This is a genomic window from Paraburkholderia sp. BGA-UO-ETr-F21 (assembly GCF_059567925.1).
Map to the genome: position 1 here is coordinate 313,389 of NZ_JCAQOY010000037.1, position 23,144 is coordinate 336,532.

Annotated in this window: 15 protein-coding genes and 1 pseudogene; 12 read left to right on the forward strand and 4 right to left on the reverse strand. The window is 64.2% G+C overall.

Annotated features, from left to right (window positions below):
• Positions 1-15: 15 nt before the first annotated feature.
• Both AC57B1_RS25115 and AC57B1_RS25120 read right to left on the reverse strand, forming a co-directional pair.
• Entirely contained in the window at positions 16-1,164 is a 1,149-nt protein-coding gene (locus tag AC57B1_RS25115) for an FAD binding domain-containing protein (protein WP_496419021.1), read from the reverse strand.
• A complete protein-coding gene (locus AC57B1_RS25120; protein ID WP_496419022.1) occupies positions 1,161-1,814 on the reverse strand; it encodes a DsbA family oxidoreductase in 654 nt (217 codons plus the stop codon). Before AC57B1_RS25120 ends, AC57B1_RS25115 begins: the two co-directional genes overlap by 4 nt.
• A 118-nt stretch (positions 1,815-1,932) precedes the next feature.
• Here AC57B1_RS25120 and AC57B1_RS25125 point away from each other — a divergent pair.
• The 12 genes and pseudogenes from AC57B1_RS25125 to AC57B1_RS25180 all read left to right on the forward strand — a co-directional run bounded on the left by AC57B1_RS25125 (position 1,933) and on the right by AC57B1_RS25180 (position 20,078).
• A pseudogene (locus AC57B1_RS25125) lies at positions 1,933-2,849 on the forward strand (LysR family transcriptional regulator).
• Between the two features lie 365 nt (positions 2,850-3,214).
• A complete protein-coding gene (locus tag AC57B1_RS25130) occupies positions 3,215-3,904 on the forward strand; it encodes a hydrolase (RefSeq protein WP_095422423.1) in 690 nt (229 codons plus the stop codon).
• A 71-nt stretch (positions 3,905-3,975) separates the two neighbouring features.
• Positions 3,976-5,844 carry an amidohydrolase gene (locus tag AC57B1_RS25135; RefSeq protein WP_496419023.1) on the forward strand — a complete coding sequence of 623 codons (1,869 nt, stop codon included), beginning with the start codon at positions 3,976-3,978 and terminating at the stop codon, positions 5,842-5,844.
• A gap of 39 nt (positions 5,845-5,883) precedes the next feature.
• The gene (locus AC57B1_RS25140) at positions 5,884-7,356 is read left to right on the forward strand and encodes a mechanosensitive ion channel domain-containing protein (RefSeq protein WP_408353604.1); all 1,473 of its coding nucleotides are present in this window, start codon (positions 5,884-5,886) and stop codon (positions 7,354-7,356) included.
• Between the two features lie 189 nt (positions 7,357-7,545).
• Positions 7,546-8,187 carry an HD domain-containing protein gene (locus AC57B1_RS25145; protein WP_496419024.1) on the forward strand — a complete coding sequence of 214 codons (642 nt, stop codon included), beginning with the start codon at positions 7,546-7,548 and terminating at the stop codon, positions 8,185-8,187.
• A gap of 28 nt (positions 8,188-8,215) precedes the next feature.
• Positions 8,216-8,458, forward strand: a complete 243-nt coding sequence (locus AC57B1_RS25150; protein WP_408353608.1) for a DUF1427 family protein — start codon at positions 8,216-8,218, stop codon at positions 8,456-8,458.
• Between the two features lie 84 nt (positions 8,459-8,542).
• Positions 8,543-9,490 (forward strand): VOC family protein, encoded by a 948-nt coding sequence (locus tag AC57B1_RS25155; RefSeq protein ID WP_496419025.1) that lies wholly within the window; start codon positions 8,543-8,545, stop codon positions 9,488-9,490.
• A 34-nt stretch (positions 9,491-9,524) separates the two neighbouring features.
• Entirely contained in the window at positions 9,525-10,994 is a 1,470-nt protein-coding gene (locus AC57B1_RS25160; RefSeq protein ID WP_408353612.1) for an alginate export family protein, read from the forward strand.
• 99 nt (positions 10,995-11,093) lie between these two features.
• Entirely contained in the window at positions 11,094-12,815 is a 1,722-nt protein-coding gene (locus AC57B1_RS25165; protein WP_496419026.1) for an FAD-dependent oxidoreductase, read from the forward strand.
• A 289-nt stretch (positions 12,816-13,104) separates the two neighbouring features.
• Positions 13,105-13,491 carry a response regulator transcription factor gene (locus tag AC57B1_RS25170; RefSeq protein ID WP_408353616.1) on the forward strand — a complete coding sequence of 129 codons (387 nt, stop codon included), beginning with the start codon at positions 13,105-13,107 and terminating at the stop codon, positions 13,489-13,491.
• 1 nt (position 13,492) lies between these two features.
• Entirely contained in the window at positions 13,493-19,078 is a 5,586-nt protein-coding gene (locus AC57B1_RS25175; protein WP_496419027.1) for an ATP-binding sensor histidine kinase, read from the forward strand.
• A 178-nt stretch (positions 19,079-19,256) separates the two neighbouring features.
• Positions 19,257-20,078, forward strand: a complete 822-nt coding sequence (locus AC57B1_RS25180) for an alpha/beta fold hydrolase (protein ID WP_091803400.1) — start codon at positions 19,257-19,259, stop codon at positions 20,076-20,078.
• Here AC57B1_RS25180 and AC57B1_RS25185 read toward each other — a convergent pair.
• Both AC57B1_RS25185 and AC57B1_RS25190 read right to left on the reverse strand, forming a co-directional pair.
• Entirely contained in the window at positions 20,068-21,903 is a 1,836-nt protein-coding gene (locus AC57B1_RS25185) for an ATP-binding protein (RefSeq protein ID WP_496419028.1), read from the reverse strand. The genes AC57B1_RS25180 and AC57B1_RS25185 overlap by 11 nt on opposite strands.
• A gap of 314 nt (positions 21,904-22,217) precedes the next feature.
• Positions 22,218-23,132, reverse strand: a complete 915-nt coding sequence (locus AC57B1_RS25190; RefSeq protein WP_496419029.1) for a helix-turn-helix domain-containing protein — start codon at positions 23,130-23,132, stop codon at positions 22,218-22,220.
• Positions 23,133-23,144: the final 12 nt, after the last annotated feature.

The window sequence follows — 23,144 nt, forward strand, 5'->3', positions numbered from 1 at the left end:
ACGGAATACGTGGACTCAGCGCGCGAGGTTCATCACGCGGTCGCCGAGTGAAATGCCCAGATCGGTCATCAGCCTGCCGCGTTGCAACTGTTGGTTCTCCCAACGTTTCAGGGCTGAATCGATCGTCGCGCCGCTTTGCCAGGTCGAGGACAACGCGAGCGCCAGCGCATGGGCATTGGCGGCCGCTTTCGCCGTGCTGCCCGCCGTGTGAGGGCGCGGCACCGAAGCGGCGTCGCCGAGCAGCACCGCGCGGCCGAACACCATCTTCGGCGAGCGCAGATCGACGATCGGCTGCATGAAGGGCGCGTCGGTGGCGTCGACCAGCGCGCGGAACGTCGGCCCAAGCGACGCCTGCGCGTCTTCGCGGAGCTGCGCGATGTCGGCGCTCTTGGTCGAGCCGGGCGGCAGCGAGAACGCGCGCCGTATGCCGTGACGATCGACCAGCAACGCTTCGAGCCTTGCCGCGCTGTACTTGCGATACCACACCCAGTTGAAGCGGCGCTCGCCGGCTACGGTCGAATCGTTCTCGCCCGGAATCAGATAGGAGAGCCCCGAATGCCCGTCGCCTTGCTGAAACGCGAAGCGCCCGCGCAGCATGTCCGCTGCATGCAACGGCAGATCGGCTTCGTCGACGAGGCCGCGCCATGCGACATAACCCGCATACTGCGGCGCGACTTCGGGCAACAGGCGCTGCCTGAGCGTCGAGCGGATACCGTCGGCGCCGATCAACAGATCGGCCTGTTCGCTGCGACCGCTCTCGAACAGCGCGACGATTCGCTCGCCTTCCATGTGGAAGTCGGTAAAGGTCTCGCCCGCATGCAGGTAAGACGCGGGCAGCGCGTTCTTCATGGCGCGGTAGAGCAGGCTCCACGAGGTCTGCATCTGCGGCATGTGGAGTTGTTCGACCACCCGGTCCTCGCGGTCCAGGTAGATGCGATCGCCCGAGGCCACACCGGGCGGGTCCGGCAGTTCGACGCCGGCGAAGGCGAGCGCGTCCAGCACGTCCGGCTGAAGCACCACGCCGCCGCCGCGGCTTTCGAGCTGGTTCGGCGAGGTCTCGAACACGTCGACGTCCCAGCCGGCCGAGCGCAGCGTATTGGCCGTCAGCAAGCCGCCTAGCGATCCGCCAATCACGACGGCACGCGGTCTTTCGAGCGATCTCATGCTGCTTTCCTTTGCCCTGCCGAACGCAGCGCGTTGATGAAGACCACGGGCGGTTGCGCGCCGCTGATCACGTCGCCGTCTATGCGAATGGTCGGCACGGCCTGAACGCCCAAACTGTCGGCCCGCGCGCGCGCCGCGTCGATGTCCTGATTGCCTGCGGTGCTCAGCAAATACGCGCGCGCCTCGTCCGCGTCGAAGCCGTGCTGAGCGGCAAGCGCGACCAGCGTGTCGAGCGAGCCGATGTCGCGGCCTTCGGAGAAGTAAGCGGCGTAGATCGCCTGATACAACGCGGCCGTCGCGCGCGGGTCATTGCGCTGCTGCGCGAACTGCATCAGACGATGCGCAAGACGCGTATTCGGCGTGCGCAGCACCTTGTCGTAATGGAAGCGCGCGCCGGCCGCCAGGCCGGCGGCGGTGACCTGCGCATCCATGATCTGCGAGCGCGCCCAACTGCCGAATTTCCCGCTGCGGTACGCGCGCCGGTCCATCCCTTCGGCCGGCATGGCCGGATTCAATTCGAACGGCACATAGCGGATCGAAAAAACCGTGTCCGCGCCGGCCTCGGTCAGCGCCGACGCGAGGTTCCGTTGGCCGATCCAGCACCACGGACAAATGAAGTCGTAATTGACTTCGACCTGAATGGCTTGCATGTCGCTTCCCTCACTAGGTAACGCATGCAGCTTATCCGTTGCGTTATCGTTGTTGAATATGGATAAAATGCAAGCTGACGTTGCGTTTTTTGCAACCAAACCGTCAATCAGGCCGAACATGGACAAATTCCTCGCCGTCAAAACCTTGCTCGAAGTGGCTGACGCCGGTGGCTTTTCGAAGGCCGCGCAACGTCTCGGGGTGGCGACCTCGTCGGTCACCTGATGGACTCGCTGGAGGCTTCGCTCGGCACCGCGCTGCTGACGCGCACGCCGCGAAAGGTCAGCCTCACGGACGCCGGCATCGCTTATGTCGAACAGGTCGCCAAGGTGCTCGACGATCTGGCCGAGGCGGACGAGAGCGTGTTCGACAGCGGCGCGTCGCCGGTCGGCGCGCTGCGAATTTCGGTTCCGTCCACCTACAGCCGCCTGCGCCTCGCGCCGCATCTCGCCGCCTTTCTCTCCGACAATCCGCGGGTGTTCCTCGACGTCGTGGTCGCCGATCACTTCGCCGATCTCGCGCTCGACCGGATCGACGTCGCGATCCGGATCGGTCTCGCCGATCGCGACGCCAACCTGATCGTCAAAAAACTGGCGGACAATCCGCGCTACGTGGTGGCGAGCCACGACTACCTCGAACGCAGCGGCACGCCGCAAACACCCCAGGAACTCACTGACCACGAGTGCCTGCGTTTCGCCTATGGCGGCGGCTACCGCACTCGCCAGGCCTGGACTTTCCAGCGCGAGGGCGTGGAGCAACGCGTCGACGTGCACGGCCATCTGCTGTCGAACAATCTCGACATCCTGCTCGAAGCGGTGATGGCCGGGCGCGGCATCGCATTGCTACCCGAATGGCAGGTGGCGGCCGAAATTCGCGCGGGCCGCCTGCTGCGCCTCTTCGAACACTTCGACGCGAGTCCTCATGCGGGCGACGCCGTCGTCTACGCCGCGTATCTACCCAACCGCCGCCAGTCCAGCAAAGTGCGCGCGCTGGTTCAGTTTCTCGAGACGCGCCTTCGCGTGTCGCTCGAAGGTTGAACAGTTGCGCGCGTCGCGCTGACTCAGTGCGTCGTTCACCGTGCGTTGCGTCGGTCTGACTGATCGAAGTCGCGAAAGGGTGATTCAAGGCTGATTGCAGTGTAGGAATGCCGCGCCCATAAAGTCCTGCAGAAAACATGAAATGTTCTGAGCGGGTGCCGGCGTTCGGCCGCGCCGGTGTGAACGCGCCGCGGGCGTGCGCGCCGGAACGCGCCTGGCCGACCATATTGTTTAAGAACTATTAAGGTCGTTCGCCAAGGACTCGGCAAAAACCCGTGGCTAGAATGGGCTCCAGCTTTTCTCGCACTTCAAGCGAGTGCGGCCTGTCCTCCCATGTTCACCAAACCTTTAGGAAGTACAACGCCATGGCAAATCCGAAACTCGAAGTCCTCACGCCTGCAAACTCGCAGATCATCTTTATCGACCAACAGCCGCAAATGGCTTTTGGCGTCCAGTCCATTGACCGTCAGGTACTCAAGAACAACGTAGTAGGACTCGCGAAGGCAGCGCGGGTGTTTAACATCCCTACCACTATCACGACCGTGGAATCCGAAAGTTTCTCCGGCTATACGTACCCGGAGTTGCTGGACGTATTTCCGGAGCACAAGGTGCTCGAACGCTCGTCCATGAACTCGTGGGACGACCAGAAGGTTCGTGACTCGCTTGCTGCGAATGGCCGAAAAAAGGTAGTGGTGGCAGGTCTGTGGACCGAGGTTTGCAACAACACGTTTGCGCTGTGCGCGATGGCCGAAGGTGACTACGAAATCTATATGGTCGCCGACGCGTCGGGCGGCACCTCGAAGGACGCGCATGACTACGCGATGCAGCGGATGATTCAGGCCGGCGTGGTTCCGATGACCTGGCAACAGGTGCTGCTCGAATGGCAACGCGATTGGGCGCACAAGGAGACTTACAACGAAGTCATGGCGATTGCCAAAGAGCATTCGGGCGCGTACGGGATGGGCGTGGACTATGCCTACACCATGGTGCACAAGGCTCCCCAGCGCGCGGCGGGGACGCATGAGGTTCTGGCTCCGGTGCCTGCAAAGAAGTAAGCAGCGACGAGCGCCCGCTTCCCATGAATAGCTCCGCGCTTGAGAGCGGAGCGCTCCCTATGAGGATCGTCATGAATTCCAGTACTTCCGAATCGACGCCGGCCGAGGTCGTGTTCTTCAACGGCAAGATCGCCACGCAGGACGACAAGCGTTCATTCGCCGATTCGCTCGCCGTCGCGAACGGCCGCGTCCTCGCTGCGGGCTCGCGTGAGGCCGTGATGCGTCACGCGAACGACGCCACGCGCCATGTCGACCTCAAAGGGCGCACGGTCATTCCCGGACTCAACGACTCGCATCTGCACATCATCCGCGGGGGCCTGAACTTCAATATGGAGTTGCGTTGGGACGGCGTACCGTCGCTTGCCGACGCGCTCGACATGCTGCGCAAACAGGTGGCCCGCACGCCGGCGCCGCAATGGGTGCGGGTGGTGGGCGGCTGGAACGAATTCCAGTTCGCCGAGCGGCGCGGTCCGACGCTCGAAGAAATCAATGCGATCGCGCCGGACACGCCGGTGTTCATCCTGCATCTGTACGACAGCGCGCTGCTCAATGCCGCGGCGCTGCGCGCGGTCGGCTACACCAAAGACACGCCGAACCCGCCGGGCGGCGAGATCCAGCGCGACAAGCGCGGCAACCCGACCGGCATGCTGATCGCCCGTCCCAACGCCGGCTTGTTGTACGCCACGCTCGCAAAGGGGCCGAAGCTCGGTCTGGAAGACCAGCGCAACTCCACACGCCATTTCATGCGTGAGCTGAACCGCCTCGGCGTGACGAGCGCAATCGACGCCGGTGGCGGCTATCAGGCCTATCCGGATGACTACGCGGTCATCATGGAAATGGCGAAGCACAGCGAACTGACCGTGCGCATTGCCTACAACCTGTTCACGCAGAACGCGAAGAAGGAAATCGAGGACTTCGCCAAATGGGTGAAGATGACCAAGCCCGGCGAAGGCGACGATTTCCTGCGCGTGAACGGCGCTGGTGAGATGCTGGTGTTCTCCGCCGCGGACTTCGAAGACTTTCTCGAACCGCGCCCGGACTTGCCCGAGTCGCTTGAGACCGAACTGGAAGCAGTCGTCAGGCTGCTGGTGGCGAACCGCTGGCCATTCCGTCTGCACGCCACTTACAACGAATCGATCGAGCGCTTCCTGAACGTGTTCGAACGCGTGAACGCCGATATTCCGTTCAATGGCCTGCGCTGGTTCTTCGATCACTGCGAGACCATCACGCAGAAGAACATCGATCGGGTGAAGGCGCTCGGCGGCGGCATTGCGATCCAGCACCGGATGGCGTATCAGGGCGAGTACTTCATTCATCAATACGGCGAAGAGGCGGTGAAGCGCACGCCGCCGATCCGCCACATGCTCGACGCCGGCCTGCCGGTCGGCGCGGGCACGGACGCCACGCGCGTCGCGAGTTTCAATCCGTTCGTGTCGCTGTACTGGATGGTGTCGGGCAAAACGGTCGGCGGCACCGCGATGTATGGCAGCGAGAACAAACTCGATCGCATGGAGGCATTGCGCCGCTATACGGTGGGCAGCGCCTGGTTCTCGAACGAAGATGACAGAAAGGGCGCGCTGGTGCCGGGTCAATTCGCGGACTTCGCGGTGTTGAGCGAAGACTTTTTCACCGTCGACGAGAGCCGCATCAAGTTCCTGACCTCGAACATGACGGTGGTGGGCGGCAAGGTCGTCTACGCGGACGATGAGTTCGCGCCGCTCGCGCCGCCGGATCTGCCGGTCAGCCCGTCATGGTCACCGGTGGCGGAATTCGGCGGCTATAGCCGCTACAAGCCGACGGCGGTGGCATGCGTGGACGGCTGCGTGAATCTGTGCGGCGTGCATGCGCATGCGCACGGTTGGGCGTGGCGCAAGAACGTGCCGGTCAGCGATTCGAATGGTTTCTGGGGCGCGTTGGGATGTAGCTGCTTCGCGTTCTGATCACGCCCGTTTCGTGGCACCACGCGAGCGAGGACCTTTATGCCGACCCTGACCGACGGCGTGCTGTTTGGACTGGTCATTCTGGTCCTCGATTTTCTCGCGTGGCGTTTCATGAGCCGCAAGAGCGACCAGACCCGGCTCGCGTTTCGCGCGCTGATGTTCGCTCTGTCGAGCTACGTGCTGTTCAGCTATGGCATGAATCCGCTGCGCGCGGCGCCGTGGCCGGACGAGCCGCTGCGTCATCTGCTCGCGCAGGTGCTGGAGATCGTGTGGTGGCTGCAAGGGGCGCGGCTTGTCACGATTCTGCTCGATCGTGTGGTGTTGCCTGAGGCATGGCACAAGGAGCGATTGTTTCAGGACGTGTTCGGCGCGCTGGTGTTTCTCGCCGCCGCAGTCGGCGCGATTGCCTTCGTGTTGCAGTTGCCGGTGCGCGGCCTGCTTGCCACCTCGGGCGCGCTCGCGGTCGTGCTGGGCCTCGCGATCCAGAGCACGCTCAACGACGTGTTCTCCGGCGTCGTGCTGAATGCGACCGAGCCATTTCGCCTCGGCGACTGGGTGACGATCGGCGACGTGGAAGGCAAGGTGGTAGAGAGCAACTGGCGCGCAACGAGCCTGCTCAACGGGCAGGGCAACATCGTCGTGATTCCGAACAGCGTGGCGGCGCGCGCGCACATCGTCAACGCCAACGAACCGTCGCATACGCACGGCATTAGCGTGGTGCTGCCCATCAAGCCGTCGATCCGGCCGGCGCTCGTGCTGGAGGCGCTCGCGAGCGCCGCCGAAAGTTCGCGCGATGTGCTGGACGATCCGAAGCCGGTGGTGAGCGTGCGGCGCGCCACCAACGACGCGATCGAGTACGAGATCGTCTGTTTCGTCAGCGAGCTGGCCAAGAAAATCACCGTGCGCAACGACCTGTTCGATCTCGCACACCGCCATCTGCTTTCGCGCGGGGTGGTGTTGCGGCCGTTGTCGGTGCCCGAACCCGTGACGGGCGGCACCGCCGACGAGAAGCTGCGGCTCTTGCGCAACGTGCTGATCTTCCAGACGCTGGCGCGCGACGAACTCGCCGAACTGGCCACGAAGCTGACCCAGCACGAGTTCGATGCCGGCGACACGATCTACACCGCGGCGGATGAAAGCGGCCACGAGCTGCACATTCTGGCGCAGGGCGTGGCCAAAGTGGTCGTGCAGAAAGACGGTGGCGAGATCGAACTGCGCAGGCTCGCGCCGGGCGACTCGATCGGTCAGTCGGGGATTCTTGCGGGTGTCAAGACTGCGGTGGTGGTGCGGGCGCTGACGCGCGCCACGGTCTTCCGGCTCGACAAGAGCGCGTTGACGCCCGTTCTCACACAGCGGCCGGAAGTGGTCAAGGAGATGTGCCGGCTGCTGTCGGAACACCATGCGACGGAGGAAATGCTGCTGGCCTCGCCGTCGAATCTGGATGAGAGCGGCGGCGGCCTGCTGAAATGGATTCGTGATGGCGTGCGGCGCTTCCACGAACTGACGCTGTGAGCAGATTCGCATAAGTAGCGTAGCGATTAAGGGTTTTTAAGAATCCCCCAAAGTCTTTATAGATTTATTTCGCTACGCTGCGGTGGATAGTCCCTGGACTCTCATCGATTCGCCACGCGGGCGGGTCGCGACGTCCGGTCGGCATGCGTGAAGACGCGTCGGGAAAGGGGCTGACACGGAGGAGTTGACATGAAGAAGCGCATTGCCGGTGTTGACATCCCAGACGGTGTCATGGCCGAGGCGGCAACTGACCTGATCCGCGGCACGGAGTCCGAACTGATGTTTCATCACGCGCTGCGGGCCTTCCTGTTCGCCGCGCTGATTGGACACCGCGAGAACCTCACCTTCGACGCGGAACTGCTGTATGTCGGCGCGATGTTTCACAACGTGGGCCTGAACGCGAAGTATGAGCGCTCGCCATACCGCTTCGAGGTGGACGGCGCGAATGCCGCGCGCGATTTTCTGCGCCAGCACCGCGTGGCCGAGCGCGAGATCGAAGAAGTGTGGGTGGGGATCGCCTTGCACACCACGCCGGGCATTCCGGAACACCTGTCGGCGCTGGTTGCGCTCATCAGCGCCGGCGTACAGATGGACGTGCGGGGCGCGCGATACGACGAATTCACCGCGCATCAGCGCGACGAAATCGTCCAGGCGTATCCGCGCGAATCCGGCTTCAAGAAGAAGCTGATCGACGCATACGCGCACGGCATGGCGCATCGGCCCGAGACGACCTTCGGGACCGTGAATGCCGACGTACTGGACCGGTGGGATCCGAACTATCGCCGCCTGAATTTCTGCGGACTGGTGCTGGGATCCGACTGGCCGAATTGATGAATGGTTGACAGAAAGGAAGACAGGCATGGGCTACATCATTTCACTCGGAGTCGGCTTCGGCATCGGGCTCCTCTACTGGCTGCTCAAGGTTCAGTCACCGGCGCCGCCGCTGATCGCGCTTGCGGGCCTGCTCGGCATGGTGCTGGGCGAGCACGCGATCCCGGTCGTCAAGGCGCAACTCTTCACGCAGACGGCCACGGCGCAGCTCGCCGAACCGCTCAAGGGCGCCGCCGTGCAAAAGCCTGACGCGAGCAAGGAAGGCGGTTGATGCGCGAGGCGCGTGCAGTTCGCCAGACGGGGTGCCGTGCGGGGACCGTCACTCAAATTTTTGCCCACTCAAACGGATAGTCAAATGTTCAAGTCGCTTCATAGTTACCGTTCCATTGCGCTCGTGTGCGCCGCGCTGCTGGTCGGGTTCACGCCGGTTTCGTCAGCCCTCGCCGATGCGGGGCCGCCGGAAGTGCCAGGCAGCAAGGCCGCGCTGGTGAAACACCCGGACGTGTCGGTCGGTTCGCAGTACGACACCACGCATGTGTACGTCGCCTCCGCCGACCTCGACGCGTTCGTCAACAGTTTCCTCGCGACCTTCGGCGGCAAGGCCTCGCCGCGCGCGGTCTTCACCGTGACGCCGACGCCGAGCAAGACGGCCTCGCAATACGTGCAGACGCCGGTCGGCATGCTGTCGGTGTTCGGCTTCGAGACGCCGGTTCCCTATCCGTTCGGCAATGAGCGCACCGGCTACCTCGTCACGGATATCGACCAGGGCGTGAAAGCGGCGCGCGCGGCCGGAGCCGACGTGCTGGTCGAGCCGTTCGACGATCCGATCGGCAAGGACGCGATCATTCAATGGCCGGGCGGCCTGACGATGCAGCTCTACTGGCACACCAAGGCGCCGAATTACGCGCCGTTGCAAAGCGTGCCCGACAACCGCGTGTACGTGTCGCGTTATGAAGCGAACAACTTCGTGCGCCGCTGGCTGCACTTCTCGCACGGCAAGGTGGTGTCGGACAACCCGCGCGCGGATGCCGGCGTGATCGGCCGCCCGGGCGAGACGGTGCGCGAGATCCGTATCACGTCGGGCTTCGGCCGCATGGTCGTGTTCGTGACGGACGGCAAGCTGCCGTTCCCGTTCGGGCGTGAAACCACCGGCTACGGCGTCGCCGACGTGGCGCAGACGCTGGAGCGCGCGCAAACGGCCGGCGCGAAGGTGGTGTACCCGGCGTATGCGAGCGGAGCGGGCAAGACCGCGATGCTCGAATTCCCGGGTGGGTACATTGCCGAAGTGCATGATGGCAAGTGAGGCAAACGTCGTGGCGCCGTTCAGAGTGCGGCGCATGCGCCGCGCCATCCGCGCGTTGCTGATCAGCACGGGGCTGGCGGCGGCGCTGCCGGCTGTGGCTGCGGACACCGCGCTCGGCGGCGCGGACGACACGTCCACGACCGGCAGCACGGCGGCCGCGACGACCGCAGCCGGCGCTGCCGCAACCTCGTGCACGCGGCCCGCGATCATGTTCAATCGCTGGCAGGAAAACTGGTCGGCGCTGGCCAATCCCTGCGTGCCGAAAAAGCCCTTTGATTCGCTGAAGTACATTCCGCTGTTCGGCAATCCGGACGCGTATATTTCGCTCGGCATGGTGCTGCGCGAACGGCTCGAAATCAACGACGCGCCGCTGTTCGGCCTCGGCGCGGCGCACGACGACACCTACCTGCTGCAGCGGCTCGAAGTTCACGCGGACGTGCGCCTCGGCCCTCATGTGCAGATCTTCACGCAATTCGAAGACGCGCGGCCTTACGGCAAGGATGTCGTTACGCCGGTCGACAAGAACCCGCTGGATCTGCGCCAGGCGTTCGTGGCGATTACCGAGCCACTCGGGCCCGGTACGGTGAAGTTTCGCGTCGGCCGCCAGGAAATGGCGTTCGACTTGCAGCGTTTCGTGTCCGTGCGTGACGGCCCGAACGTGCGTCAGGCGTTCGACGCGATCTGGGCCGACTATGAAACCGGCCCGTGGCGCTGGATCGCCTACGCAACGCAGCCGGTCCAATACCGCGACAACTCGGATTTCGACGACGTCTCCAATCGCGATCTGACATTCAGCGGCGTGCGCGTGGAGCGCAAGAACGTCGGGCCGGGCGATCTGTCCGCGTATTACTCGCGCTACAACCGCAATAACGCGAAGTTCCTCGACGCGAGTGGCGACGAACACCGCGACGTGTTCGACGCGCGCTACGCCGGCAATGTCGCGCCGATCGACTGGGACGTCGAGGCGATGTATCAGTCCGGACATGTCGGCAGCAAGACCATCGGCGCGTGGGCGGTCGGCTCGCTGGCCGGCTATACGCTGACCTCGTTGCCGTGGACGCCGCGCCTCGGCATTCAGGTGGACGCCGCTTCGGGCGATAGTCATCCGGGAGACGGGCGCATCGGCACCTTCAATCCGCTCTTTCCGAACGGCTACTACTTCGCGCTGGCCGGCTACACCGGCTACACGAATCTGGTGCACGTCAAGCCGACGCTCATCCTCAAGCCGAGCAGCAAGCTCACGCTGCTGGCCGGCGTCGGCCTGCAATGGCGTCAGACCACCGCGGACGCAGTGTACGGCCAGGGGTCGTCGGTCGTGCCGGGGACGGCGGGGCATGGCACCCCGTGGACCGGTTTCTATACGCAACTGCGCGCCGACTATGCGGTTGCCGCCAATCTTGCGGCGGCGCTGGAAGCCGTGCATTTTCAGGTCGGTCCGTCACTGCGCGATCTGGGCGCGCGCAACGCCGACTACGTGGGCGCCGAACTCAAGTTCGGCTGGTAGAGGTATTGGGCAGCAGCAAGAGGGTATTGAACAGCAAGCGGTAGCGCACGCGCTATCGGCAAACCGTCGCTACGGCAACGGGCCAGATGAGGTCAAGCTATGAGCACTCCGGACATCTCCGTCGACGCAACCACGCCCTCGGAACTCGAGTTTCCGTATTCCTCGCTGGAATATCGCAGGCATCAGATGTTCCCCCGTCTTTCCGCCGCGGAGATCGCTAGCCTGCGGCGCTTCGCGCGGCCGATGTCGTTCAGGGCCGGCGAACTGATCTTCGAAACCGGGCAGGTGGCGCTCGGCCTGTTCGTGCTGCTGCATGGCCGCGTGCGGATCGAGTCGCGCGACAGCTTCGGGCGCTCGACCGTCGTCACCGAACATGACGACGGCCACTTCATGGCGGAAATGGCGCAGCTCTCCGGCAAGCCGGCGTTGATCGACGGCATCGCGCTGACGGACGTCGAGACGCTCGTGATCGAGCCGGAGCGCTTGCGCGCGCTGATCGTCGCCGATGCACAACTCGGCGAGCACATCATGCGCGCGCTGATTCTGCGGCGGCTCGGGTTGATCGAGCAGGGGCTCGGACCGGTGATCGTCGGCAATGGCGACGACGCGCGGCTGATCCGGCTGCAAGGTTTCCTGCGCCGCAATGCTTATCCGGCGATGGTGATCGACGCCCGCACCGATCCCGAAGCCATGAAGCTGTTGGGCGGCATGACGACCGGTCCGGGCGATTTCCCGCTGGTATTCTGTCCGAACGGCTACGTGCTGCGCGCGCCGGACGAGGCGCAGCTCGCGTCGTGCCTCGGCCTTGTGCCGACCTTCGAGCAATCGCGCGTTTATGACGTGGCGATCGTCGGCGCCGGACCGGCGGGACTGGCCGCCTCCGTGTATGCGGCCACCGAAGGCCTGTCGGTCGCCGTGTTCGACCAGCGGGCGCCGGGCGGCCAGGCCGGCGCGAGTTCCCGTATCGAGAACTATCTGGGCTTTCCCACCGGCATTTCGGGCCAGGCGCTCGCGGCCCGCGCGTTCCAGCAGGCCTTGAAGTTCGGCGCGCATCTGGCGATTCCCGGCAAGGTCATGGACGTGAGCCGCCATGACGGCATCTTCATGCTCACGCTGGAGGACGAGCAGCGCATCAGCGCGCGCACCGTCGTGGTGGCGAGCGGTGCGGCGTACCGCAAGCCGACGGTGCCCGGGTTCGACCGTTTCGAAGGGCGCGGCACGTTCTACTGGGCATCGACAATCGAGGCCAAGCTCGTGAAAGGGCAAGACATCGTGCTGATGGGCGGCGGCAACTCCGCGGGCCAGGCGGTCGTGTTTCTGGCTAACTTCGCGCGCAGCATTCGCGTGCTGATACGCGGCGCGGATCTCAACGCGAGCATGTCCAGATACCTGATCGACCGGATCGGGTCCTTGCCGAATGTGACGCTTTGCACGCGCTGCGTGCTACGCGAACTCGGCGGCGACGAAAGCGGACTGACCGAGGTGCATATCCGCCATGAGGATGAGGGCGCGGACGAAGTGATTTCCACGCGCCACCTGTTTCTTTTCATCGGCGCGGACCCGAAAACGGATTGGCTCGGTTCGAGCGGCGTGGAACTCGACAACCGGGGCTTCGTCGTGACCGGCTTCGCGCGCAGCGAGCACGGCTTCTCCGAGTCGAGCGCGCGCTATCCGCTCGAAACCAGTGTGCCGGGCATGTTCGCGGTTGGTGACGTGCGATCGGAGTCCGCGAAACGGGTCGCGGCGGCGGTGGGCGACGGGGCTGCCGTAGTGAGTCAGATTCACGCGTATCTGAGCCAGCTCACGAAGGTGGCGGCTTGAGGCAAACGGTTCAGATGGAAGGGTTCGCGAGCGCGATGCCAGCCAGCATGCGGATGACGGAACAGCCGATGCAGGACGTGGCCGGGAGCGCCGGCGTGCATCACGGCGTCATACCTAAGTGTGATAGTGCGAAGCGCCGGCCGGCCCCTAACATGCAAAGGAATGGGATCGTGCCTCTGCTCGTGCGTCGCGTGCAAGCGCGGCGCAAGGTCAGCATGACGCCGGGCGGGGCGCACCTGAAACATTGAAGTTCGCGCCAGAAATCGAGTGGCGGCATGACGTTGGTGCAATGTGGGTATCCGCAGCTATGAGCTTTATTTGCATCGTCGACGACGACGCGTCGTTACGCAGCGCTCTCGGCAACCTTCTCAGGTCGGTGGGCTACACGACAATGACGTTTGCGTCGGGCGAGGCATTTCTCGCCTCGCCGGTGGTCGACGACGCGTTGTGCGTGTTGCTCGATCTCAGAATGCAGGGCATGCAGGGTCTCGACGTGCAACGTCGACTGCAAGAGGATCATAGGCAAATTCCCGTCGTGCTCATGTCGGCGCATGGCGACGACGAAACCGTTCGGCGTGCGATGCAACGCGGCGCCGTCGGGTTCGTGCGCAAACCGTTTGCGGATGACACTCTGCTAGAGCTGATCCAGCTAGCCATTAGAAGGAAGGGGAAGTGAATTGAGCACCGAGGCATTTGCCGACGGATTGCGTGCAGTGTCGCCTGATGCCGGCGCCACGGCGCATTTCGACCAGGTCTGGTTCGATCAGCTCATGCTCGAAGCGCTGCTGGTCGACGGCAATATCGTGCGCTATCGCGCGAGCAGGCAGGACGGCGCGCAGTCGTGGCTGGTCGCGGTGCCGGCTGATGCGCCCTCCGAGGCCGTCTCCCGGCGTCTCGCGCAGGAGTTCGCGCCGGCCGACAAACTCGACTCGGCGTGGGGCGTTCGACCACTCGCGCTCGTCCAGCTCGCGCGCGGCCCGATACTCGTGTACGAAGACAATGGCGGCGCGCTGCTTCTGCCGCCTGCCGACGGCACGATCGCGCTCGGCCGTTTCCTGCGCATCGCGGTCGGTGCCGCGCGTGCTCTGCGGCTCGCGCATAGGCGCGGCGTTTTGCATCGCGACCTCAAGCCGTCCAATCTGCTGGAAGGCCCTGACGGTACGGTTCGTTTGCTGGGATTTCGCGACGCCTTCCATCTCGCGGCGGATCCTTGCGCCGAGTCGCCGGATATCCTGTACGGCACGCTCGCCTATATGTCGCCGGAGCAGGCGAGGCGCGCCGAAGGCCAGGCCGACGAGCGAAGCGATCTCTATTCACTCGGCGTGACGTTATACGAACTCTTGACCGGCCGCCTTCCTTTCGAAGCAGCGGATGCGCTCGAATGGGTCTACAACCACGTCGCCCGTCAGCCCGCCGATCCGCGGCAGTTTCGTCCGTCGCTGCCCACGGTGCTGAGTTCGATCGTCCTCAAGCTGCTGGCGAAAAGCCCGGCGGATCGTTATCAAAGCGCGTCGGGTCTCGAAGCCGATTTGCGGCGTTGTCTGGCCGACTGGAACGAGATGCAGCACATCGCGCCATTCGAGCCGGCCGCGGAAGACAACGTCAGGAACCTTGCTGTCACGCATCGCCTGTTCGGCCGTGCGCACGAATATAACGCGCTGCTCGAAGCCTTCGAGCGCAATGCGCAGCAGGGCGCGGCGCAGCTCATTTTCGTGTCCGGCTACTCGGGCGCGGGCAAGTCCGAACTCGTGCGAAGCGTGCACCGTGCGACCGCGCAAACGCCTACGCTGTTCGCCTCGGGCAAGCTCGAACAGTACGGGCAGAACGCTCCCTACGCGCCCTTGATGCAGGCGATACGCTCGCTGTTCCAGCGCATTCTGGGTGAGAGCGACAGCGAACTCGCGCGCTGGCGCGACGTGCTGCGCGAGGCGGTCGGCGCGCAGGGCAAACTGATCGTGAGCTTCATTCCGGAACTGGAGCTGGTGCTCGGCGAGCAGCCGGAGGTGCCGGATCTGCCGCCGGTCGAAGCGCAACTGCGTTTCCAGGCGCTGATCACGCGCCTGTTGTCCGTGTTCGCGACGCAGGCGCATCCGCTGGTCCTGTTCTTCGACGACGTGCACTGGTTCGACGACGCCACGTTGAAGTTCATTGCGCAATTCTTGGCGACCGTCGAGATCCGCCATGTGCTGCTGATCTGCGCCTATCGTGATAACGAGGTGGACCGGTCGCCGAAGTTCAAGGCATTTCTCAACTCGCTGCCGAGCGCCGCTGCGCACGTCGCCACGCTCGCCGTCGGCCCGCTCGATATCGCGAATGTCATGGCGCTGCTCGCCGACGCGCTGCATTGCGACGCCGCGCAGGTTTATCCGCTGGCGGTGATCGTCCACGAGAAGACCGGGGGCAATCCGTTTTTCATCAAGCAACTGCTGCTCGCGCTGGCCGATCACCAACTGATCGCTTATGACGGCATGGCCGGGCGCTGGACCTACGATATCGACCGGATCGGCGAGTACGAATCGTCCGATAACGTGGTCGATCTGATGGTGGCGCGGCTGTCGCGCTTGCCGCGCGAGGCCCAGGCCGTGCTCAGGCTGCTGGCGTTCATGGGCCGCCGGCTCGACCGCTCGACGCTGACGCGGATCGATCATGACGGTGGCGCGGAACTGGAGCGGCGGCTGCAACCGGCCATCGAGGCCGGCCTGGTGGTATCCGACCGGACCGGTTTCGCTTTCGCCCACGACCGGGTTCAGGAAGCCGCATACGCGCTGACTCCCGCTGACGGGCGCGGTATCGAACATGCCCGCATCGCCGCCATTCTGACGGAAGATTTCGACGCGCGGGCGATGAGCCAGTCGGCCTTCGACATCGCGCATCATATCGAACGGGCTCAGGCGGCCGGCGCGCTGCGCGGCCTGGATCCGGACGAAACGGCTGGGTTCGCGAAGATCTGTCTGCAGGCGGCGCGCCACGCAAAAGAAGCGATCGCCATCCAGTCCGCACTGAGTTATCTCGACGTCGCGCAGACACTGCTCGACGCGAGCGAGGTGGACTACGCGCAGTCGTTCGGCTACGAGATCGGGGTGCTGCGGGTGCAGTGCCACATCCTGAATGCGAACTTTGATGCCGCCGGCGCGGAGATCGCGAGGCTGCTGCGCCAGGACCTGTCGGTCGTCGCTCGCGTATCGGTCTACAAGCTGAAGGTCGACATGCAGCAGCATCTGTCGGACTATGAAGCAGCTGTCGAGACCGCGCTCGAAGGCGTCAAGCTCTTCGGCACGTATCTGCCGCGCTATCCCGAAGCCGCCGATGTCGAAGCCGCATACAGCCGGCTCAACGAATCGCTCAAGACGCGAAGCATCGCCTCGCTCGCGGATTTACCGAGGTTGCGCGACGAGAAAATCGAATCGGAAATGAATCTGCTGGCGAGCGTCTATGCGCCTGCATCGTTCGTGAACGAACGTCTGGGCTTCCTGCATCTGTGCCGGATGGTGCAGCTCACCGTCGATCACGGCATCACCGCGGCTTCGGCGCATTGTCTATCGTGGTTCGGTGTGTGCGTGGCGGAATTTTTCGGCCGCTACGAGGAAGGCTTCGAGTTCTCGCGGCTCGCGCGCACGCTGGTGAAGGAGCGCGGCTTCAACACAGTCGCCACGAGCGTGCTGGTCGCGCTCGACACGGTCGCCGTCTGGACGCAGCCGCTGCCCTACGTGCTGGACTGCGCGCGCGATGCCTTCGAATCGGCGCGCCCGAGCGGCGATCTGACCATGAGCTGCTACTCGTGCAACCACATCGTGTCGGATCTGCTGACGATCGGCGCGCCGCTGGAACAGGTCGACAGGGAAATCGATCTCGGCCTGTCATTCGCGAGGCGCGTGCGTTTCAAGGACGTGGAAGACATTCTGGAACTGCAGAAGCGCTACGTTCACAGTTTGACGGGCGGCCCTGGACTGCCGGGCAACTTCGGCGTCGTGGTGGACGGCCGCATGACGTTCGACGCCGATCTGCTCGACACCCAGATGACGACGCTGCGTTTCTGGATCTGGCTGTTCAAGGGCATCTCCTGCTATTCCCACGGTGACTACCCGAACGCGCGTTATTGCCTTGCCGAAGCTGGCGAGTTGAAGTGGTCGACCCCCGCGCATATCCATCTGCTGGACTATCACTTCTACACGGCGCTGAATCTCGCCAAGGTCTACTCGGGCGATGCCGATGCAGCCGGCGCCGTCGCACGCATCGAACCGCATCTCGCGAAACTGAAAATTTGGGCGCGCCTCAATCCCGCGACCTTCCAGGACAAGCTGCTGCTGATCGAGGCCGAGGTGGCGCGTCTGAACGGCGCGCCGCTCGCGGCGATGGCGCTCTACGAACAGGCCGCGGCGGCGGCCTCCGAAAGCGGCTTCAATCACAGCAACGCGCTCGCCCACGAACTGGCGTCCGTATGCTGCGAGGCGAACGGCCTCGTCAGCGCGGCGCGTCACCACCGCCGGCGCGCGATCGAAAGCTACACGCGTTGGGGCGCGCTCGCCAAGGTCGAGCAACTCGAACGCGGCGATGGTCCGGCGCGCCTCCCGGCCGAACAGCCGGTAGCGTCGCGCCCCTCGATTGAAATCGCCGATGCCCAGCATCAGTTCGACCTCGTGGCTGTGTTGAAGTCGTCGCAGGCGTTGTCCGAGGAGATCGTGCTCGAGAAACTCATCCGCACGCTCGTGACACTGGCCATCGTTCACGCCGGCGCGCAGAACGGCATGCTGATCCTGTCGAAGGGCAATGTGCCGGTCATCGAGGCGAGCGGGCGGGATACGGCGGACGGCGTTCAGGTGACGTTGGGCGGCGACAGGCTCACGCGCGAGGATCTGCCCGCCTCGGTGTACTACACGGCGTTGCGCACGCGCAAGCCGGTCGTGGTGGAAGACGCGCAACGCGATGCGCGCTTTTCGTTCGACGTGGCCTTTTCGAAGCGGCTGGTTCGTTCCGTATGCTGTCTGCCGCTCGTCAAGCAGGGTAATGCCATTGGTGCGCTGTATCTGGAGAACAACCTGAGCGCGGGCGTGTTCACGGAGACCCGCACGTCGGTGCTCGAAATGCTGGCGTCGCAAGCGGCCATTTCGCTCGAAACGGCGCGCCTCTATGCCGAGTTGGTGGAGGAAAACAGGCGCCGCCAGGAAACCGAAATGGCTTTGCGCATGAGCGAAGAGGCGCTCGCGCTCGGACAAAGGATCAGCCGCTCGGGCAGCTACATCTGGAACAGTCTGACGGGCGAACGGTATTGGTCGAAAGAGCTTTACAACGTGTTCGGCCTGCCGCAGGAAGACGTGGGGCCTGGCACCCAGGCGATCCTCGAGCGGATTCATCCGGAAGACGTCGCCTTCTATCAGCAGACCGTCGAGCAGGCCGCGCGCGATCGCACGCCGTTCCGGCAGAAGTTCCGCGTCGTCGTGCCGGACGGTACGGTCAAATATCTCGAAGTGCTCGGCGAGCCCTCGGGCGTGAGCAGCTTTGTCGGCGTGGTCACGGATTTCACCGACCGGCATACCACCGAACTGGCGTTGCAGAATGCCAAGCTCGAGTTGGCGAAAGCCTCGCGCGCCTCCACGATGGGCGAACTCGCCGCCTCGATCGCCCACGAGATCAATCAGCCGCTCGCATCGATCGTGTCGAACGCGAGCGCGGGCGTGCGCTGGCTCAACCGGCCGGTGCCGGACATTCCGGAAGCATTGGGCGGCTTGCGCGATATCGTGAAAGACGGCAAGCGCGCGGGTGAAATCATCCGCGCGTTGCAGTCGCTTGCAAAGGAGGCCAAGCCGAGCTTCGTGCCGACCTATGTCGACAACGTCGTGCGCGAAGTATTCGAACTGGCGGCGGCTGAAATTGAACAGCGCAGACTCGTGGTCAGGCTCGATCTGGCCGCCAACCGTTCGGTGCTGGCCGACCGGGTGCAATTGCAACAGGTGCTGTTCAATCTCGTCATGAACGCCGCGGATGCGATGAGCCATCTCGACGCGCGCCAGCGCCTGCTTGCCGTCACGTCTTCCGTCGACGATCGGGGCGTGGTGATCGTGTCCGTGCAGGATAACGGCAGCGGGATCAGCGAGGATATCGCACCGCGTATTTTCGATGCGTTCTTCACAACGAAGTCGACCGGCATGGGCATGGGGCTCGCCATCTGCCGATCGATTGTCGAAGCGCACGGCGGCACGTTGTCGGCCGCGCCGGGTGAGCCGCGCGGGACGGTGTTCGTTTTCAGTTTGCCGGTCGCCGGCTAGCATGGGCTTATCGTCTGCATCACCGAAAAGGAATGAGTGACAAGCCCGCGTAGCCGGCCGTGCGAATCTGAAAAATGTGGGCAATCAGAAAGAGGCGAAAACTGAAGAACAGCAATACTCAGTTGACGCATCGGAAGCCGGCACATGCCGGTCAATCACCTCGAATGGAGCAACAGCGATGGCTTATATCACCACCAAAGACGGCACGCAGATCTATTACAAGGACTGGGGTACGGGCCAGCCGATCACGTTCTCCCACGGCTGGCCGCTCGATGCGGACGCCTGGGATGCGCAGATGCTGTTCCTCGCGGAACAGGGCTACCGCGTGATTGCGCATGACCGTCGCGGCCATGGCCGTTCGTCGCAGCCGTGGAACGGCAACGAAATGGACACCTATGCGGACGATCTCGCCGAACTGATCGAAGCACTCGATCTGACCAATATCGTGATGGTCGGCCATTCGACCGGCGGTGGCGAAGTGGTTCGCTATATCGGCCGTCATGGCACGAAGCGTGTGGCCAAAGCGGTGCTGATCGCAGCCGTGCCGCCGATCATGCTGAAGACGGAAGCGAATCCGGGCGGCCTGCCGATGTCGGTGTTCGACGGCATTCGCGAGGGTGTGCAGAATAACCGTTCGCAGTTCTTCAAGGATCTGGCCGTGCCGTTCTACGGTTTCAACCGCCCGGACGCGAAAGTCTCGCAAGGCACGATCGACTCGTTCTGGCAGATCGGCATGCTGGGTTCGATCAAAGGCCTGTACGACTGCGTGAAGGCGTTCTCGGAAACCGACTTCAATGAAGACCTGAAGAAGGTGACGGTGCCCGCGCTCGTGCTGCAAGGCGATGCCGATCAGATCGTACCGCTCGACGATTCCGGCAAGCTGTCGGCGAAGATCATGCCGAACGCGAAGCTGAAGGTGTATGAAGGCGCGCCGCACGGTATGTGCACGACGCATGCGGACCGCGTGAATGCGGACCTGCTGGAGTTCATCAAGTCGTAATGGAGCAGGCCGGCGACGCTGTTGCGGCGGCCGTCGGCGCGTGCGGCACCGGCTTCCTCGCCGCCTGCGCTGCGCGTGCCGGTTTCGCGGGCGCCGGCGGCGGCTCGCGAACAGCCCGCGAAGCCGAGGCTAGCGCGGCGCGCAAGCGTTTCTCGCTGGCGGCGCTCACTGTTCCCGATGGTAGCCTGGCCAATGCATCGACGGCTTGTGCGGCGCGTGCGCAGCACTCTTCGAACAGTCGGGCGTCAAGCAGTGCATCGACCAGATTCGACGCCAGCTCGATCCCGACGCGCAGGTCGCCGTCGGCGGAAAACGCCCAGTCGAAAGCGATCCGCGCATCCTCGAACATTTGCTGTCGATCCGGGGAAGTAGCGGGCTCGTTTTTGATGTTTCGCATCCCACCGGGCAACTTGGCCTGACAGCGGCGCGACACGTGGTACGCGTAGCGCGCAATGATCTCCCGCAGCTCGCCCTCGGCCTTGAGCTGCTCCAGCGCGTAGGCCCGGGTCGATTCCGAGAGCCGGTATTTCGCCGTGGCCCCGGCGAACTCGACGCTCACGAGCGACTTCGCCACCAGCTCGGTGATGCCGCCGATCGCATTCGCCGTTGTATGTTCCTCGTCGCACACCACTGCGCACATCGACTCGAAAGAAAACGTGCCGCTAAATAGCGCGAGACGGCGGAACACGGCCCGCGTGACCGGGTCGAGCAGCGCGAAGCTCCAGTCGAACGTGGCGCGCAAGGTTTGATGGCGCGGCAGCGCGGTGCGATAACCGCCCGCCAGAATCGCCATGCGGTCGTCGAGCCGGCGGCACACGCCCTCCACACCGAGTGCGACGACGCGTGCGGCGGCCAGTTCGATCGCGAGCGGAATGCCGTCCAGGCGGCGGCAGATTTCGCCGACGAGGCGTAGCTCCGCGCTATCGGTGGCGACGGTCCTCTGCAGGGAATTGGCGCGCAGAACGAACAGGCTGACCGCGGCGCATCGCAGGATGTCCGCGTCGCCGGCATCCGGCGGCGGCACATCGAGCGGCTCGACCCGGAATAACGTCTCGGCCATGATGCGCAGCGGCTCCCGGCTCGTGACGAGCACACGCAGGTCCGGGTTGCCGGCCACCAGCGCGTCGACGATTTGCGCCACGGCGCCCACCACATGCTCCGCGTTGTCGAGCAGAAGAAGCCTGGGCTTGCCGGCAAGCGCCGCGGCCACGCGCCTCACGTCGATCTGCGCACTGGGGAGAGCCAGTCCGCAGCTTTCGGCAACGGCGCAGAGCACGGCTTCCGGCGTGGTCAACGCAGCGAGTTCGACAAAGCAGACCGGGTCGGCAAACTCGGCCGCGCTATGGCGAGCTGCTTCGATCGCAAGCTGGGTCTTGCCGATGCCGCCCGCGCCGACCAGCGTCAATACATGCGCCCGGCGCAGCATCGAGCGGATCAGTTCGATCTCGGCGTCGCGCCCCAGCAAGCCGGACTTGGACGGGGGAAGGCGGCGGCCACAGGCGGTCGGCGAACGGGCTTCATCGAGCAGTGCGTTTTTCTTGCGCGGCACCAACTGATAGCCGCGCCCGGGCACGGTGAGGATCAGGTCGCGCTCCGTCCCGAGCACCTTGCGCAGTGCCGATAGATGGACCTGAATGTTGTTCTCTTCGACGATGGTGTCGGGCCAGACAGCGTTCATCAACTCGTCTTTCGTAACGAGACGGCCGCCCGCCGAAGCGACCACGACAAGAATGTCGAACGCGCGCGATCCGAGACGCACGACTTCGCCGTTGCGCCGCAAAGTGCGCATTTCCAGATCGATCTGAAAGCTGCCTATTTCCATCATGGCGTTGACCGGTTGAGGATATCGAGCGAGGTACGGAGGCGACGTCGATGGGCCGGCGGAGATAGGGGAGAGGGGTTGCATGCGCCGGGGCTGGTAGGAGGGAAGGTACCGCGCCCCTGGCCCGCGTGTCTTGCATGTTAGTGCGATGGTTTGTAGGAAAGTCTATTGGTGCGGATGTGGTTGAGGCTGCGGCTGAGGCTGCGGCTGCGGCGGTGACTGAGGCTAAGGCTGCGCCAGTGGCCGCGGCTGCACCCGCGCCCAATGACCACCCGGCTCAGTCGCCCCTTGCGCGAGTCGGGCGCCCCGCGATCCGCTCAGTTGCCGGCGCGTCGGCGCCAGCTTCCCGGCGGCGTGCCGACCAGTTGCGTGAAGGTGCGCGTGAAGTGGCTCTGATCGGCGAAGCCGCAGGCGATGGCAATCTCCGACAGTGACGAATCGGAACCGCGAAGCAGCTGGCGAGCGCGTTCGATACGCTGCTCCAGCAGCCACTGATGCGGCGTGCGATGCGTGGTCTCGCGAAACGCACGGATGAAATAGCTGCGCGACAGGTTGCAGGCGTTCGCGATCTCTTCGAGCGAAACACTGCCTTGGGTCTTCGCGAGCAGCATGTCTTTGGCACGCGCCTCTTGCAGGCTCGAGAGTCGCCGGCCCGACCTGACCGATTGCGCCGGCGCTCTGCCGTACCGATCGACCAGATGCGTTCCGATGGCGACGCCGAGTTGCTCGATGAACAACGGGCTTGCCTCGCTCGTACGATCCAGCGCGAGCGCGAGCACCTGCGCGAGGTGGCCGAAGATAGGGTCCTTGAGGCCCGGCCGTGCCGAGAAGCCGGTCATGTTCGTGCCGCTTCGTTCGTAGCCGGTGTTCGCGATGAACGCGCGCGAAAATTCCACCAGCACGAAATCGAATGCGCCGTGCAGGTCGGCGCGGTAGTCCTCTTCGAAATTGCGAATGTAGACCGAGTCGCGGTCGAACTCGTGCATGGCCGAGCGGCTGCCCGAGATAATGCGCCGGCGATGGCCGGTGCCGAGCGACACGCCGATCAGGACGCCGCGGTCGGACGCGGGCGTGACCACTTCGCTGGTCTTTTCCTGGCGACGGCACTTGCGATAAAACGTGAAGTCGCCGGCTTCGAGTTCGAGGTCCTTGTGCAGTTGGTTCGAAAGACAGCCGAGCGAATCCTTCTTGCGAGCTGCCGTAGGGGAGGCAATTTCAGTCTGGTTCAACATGATCCGTCACCT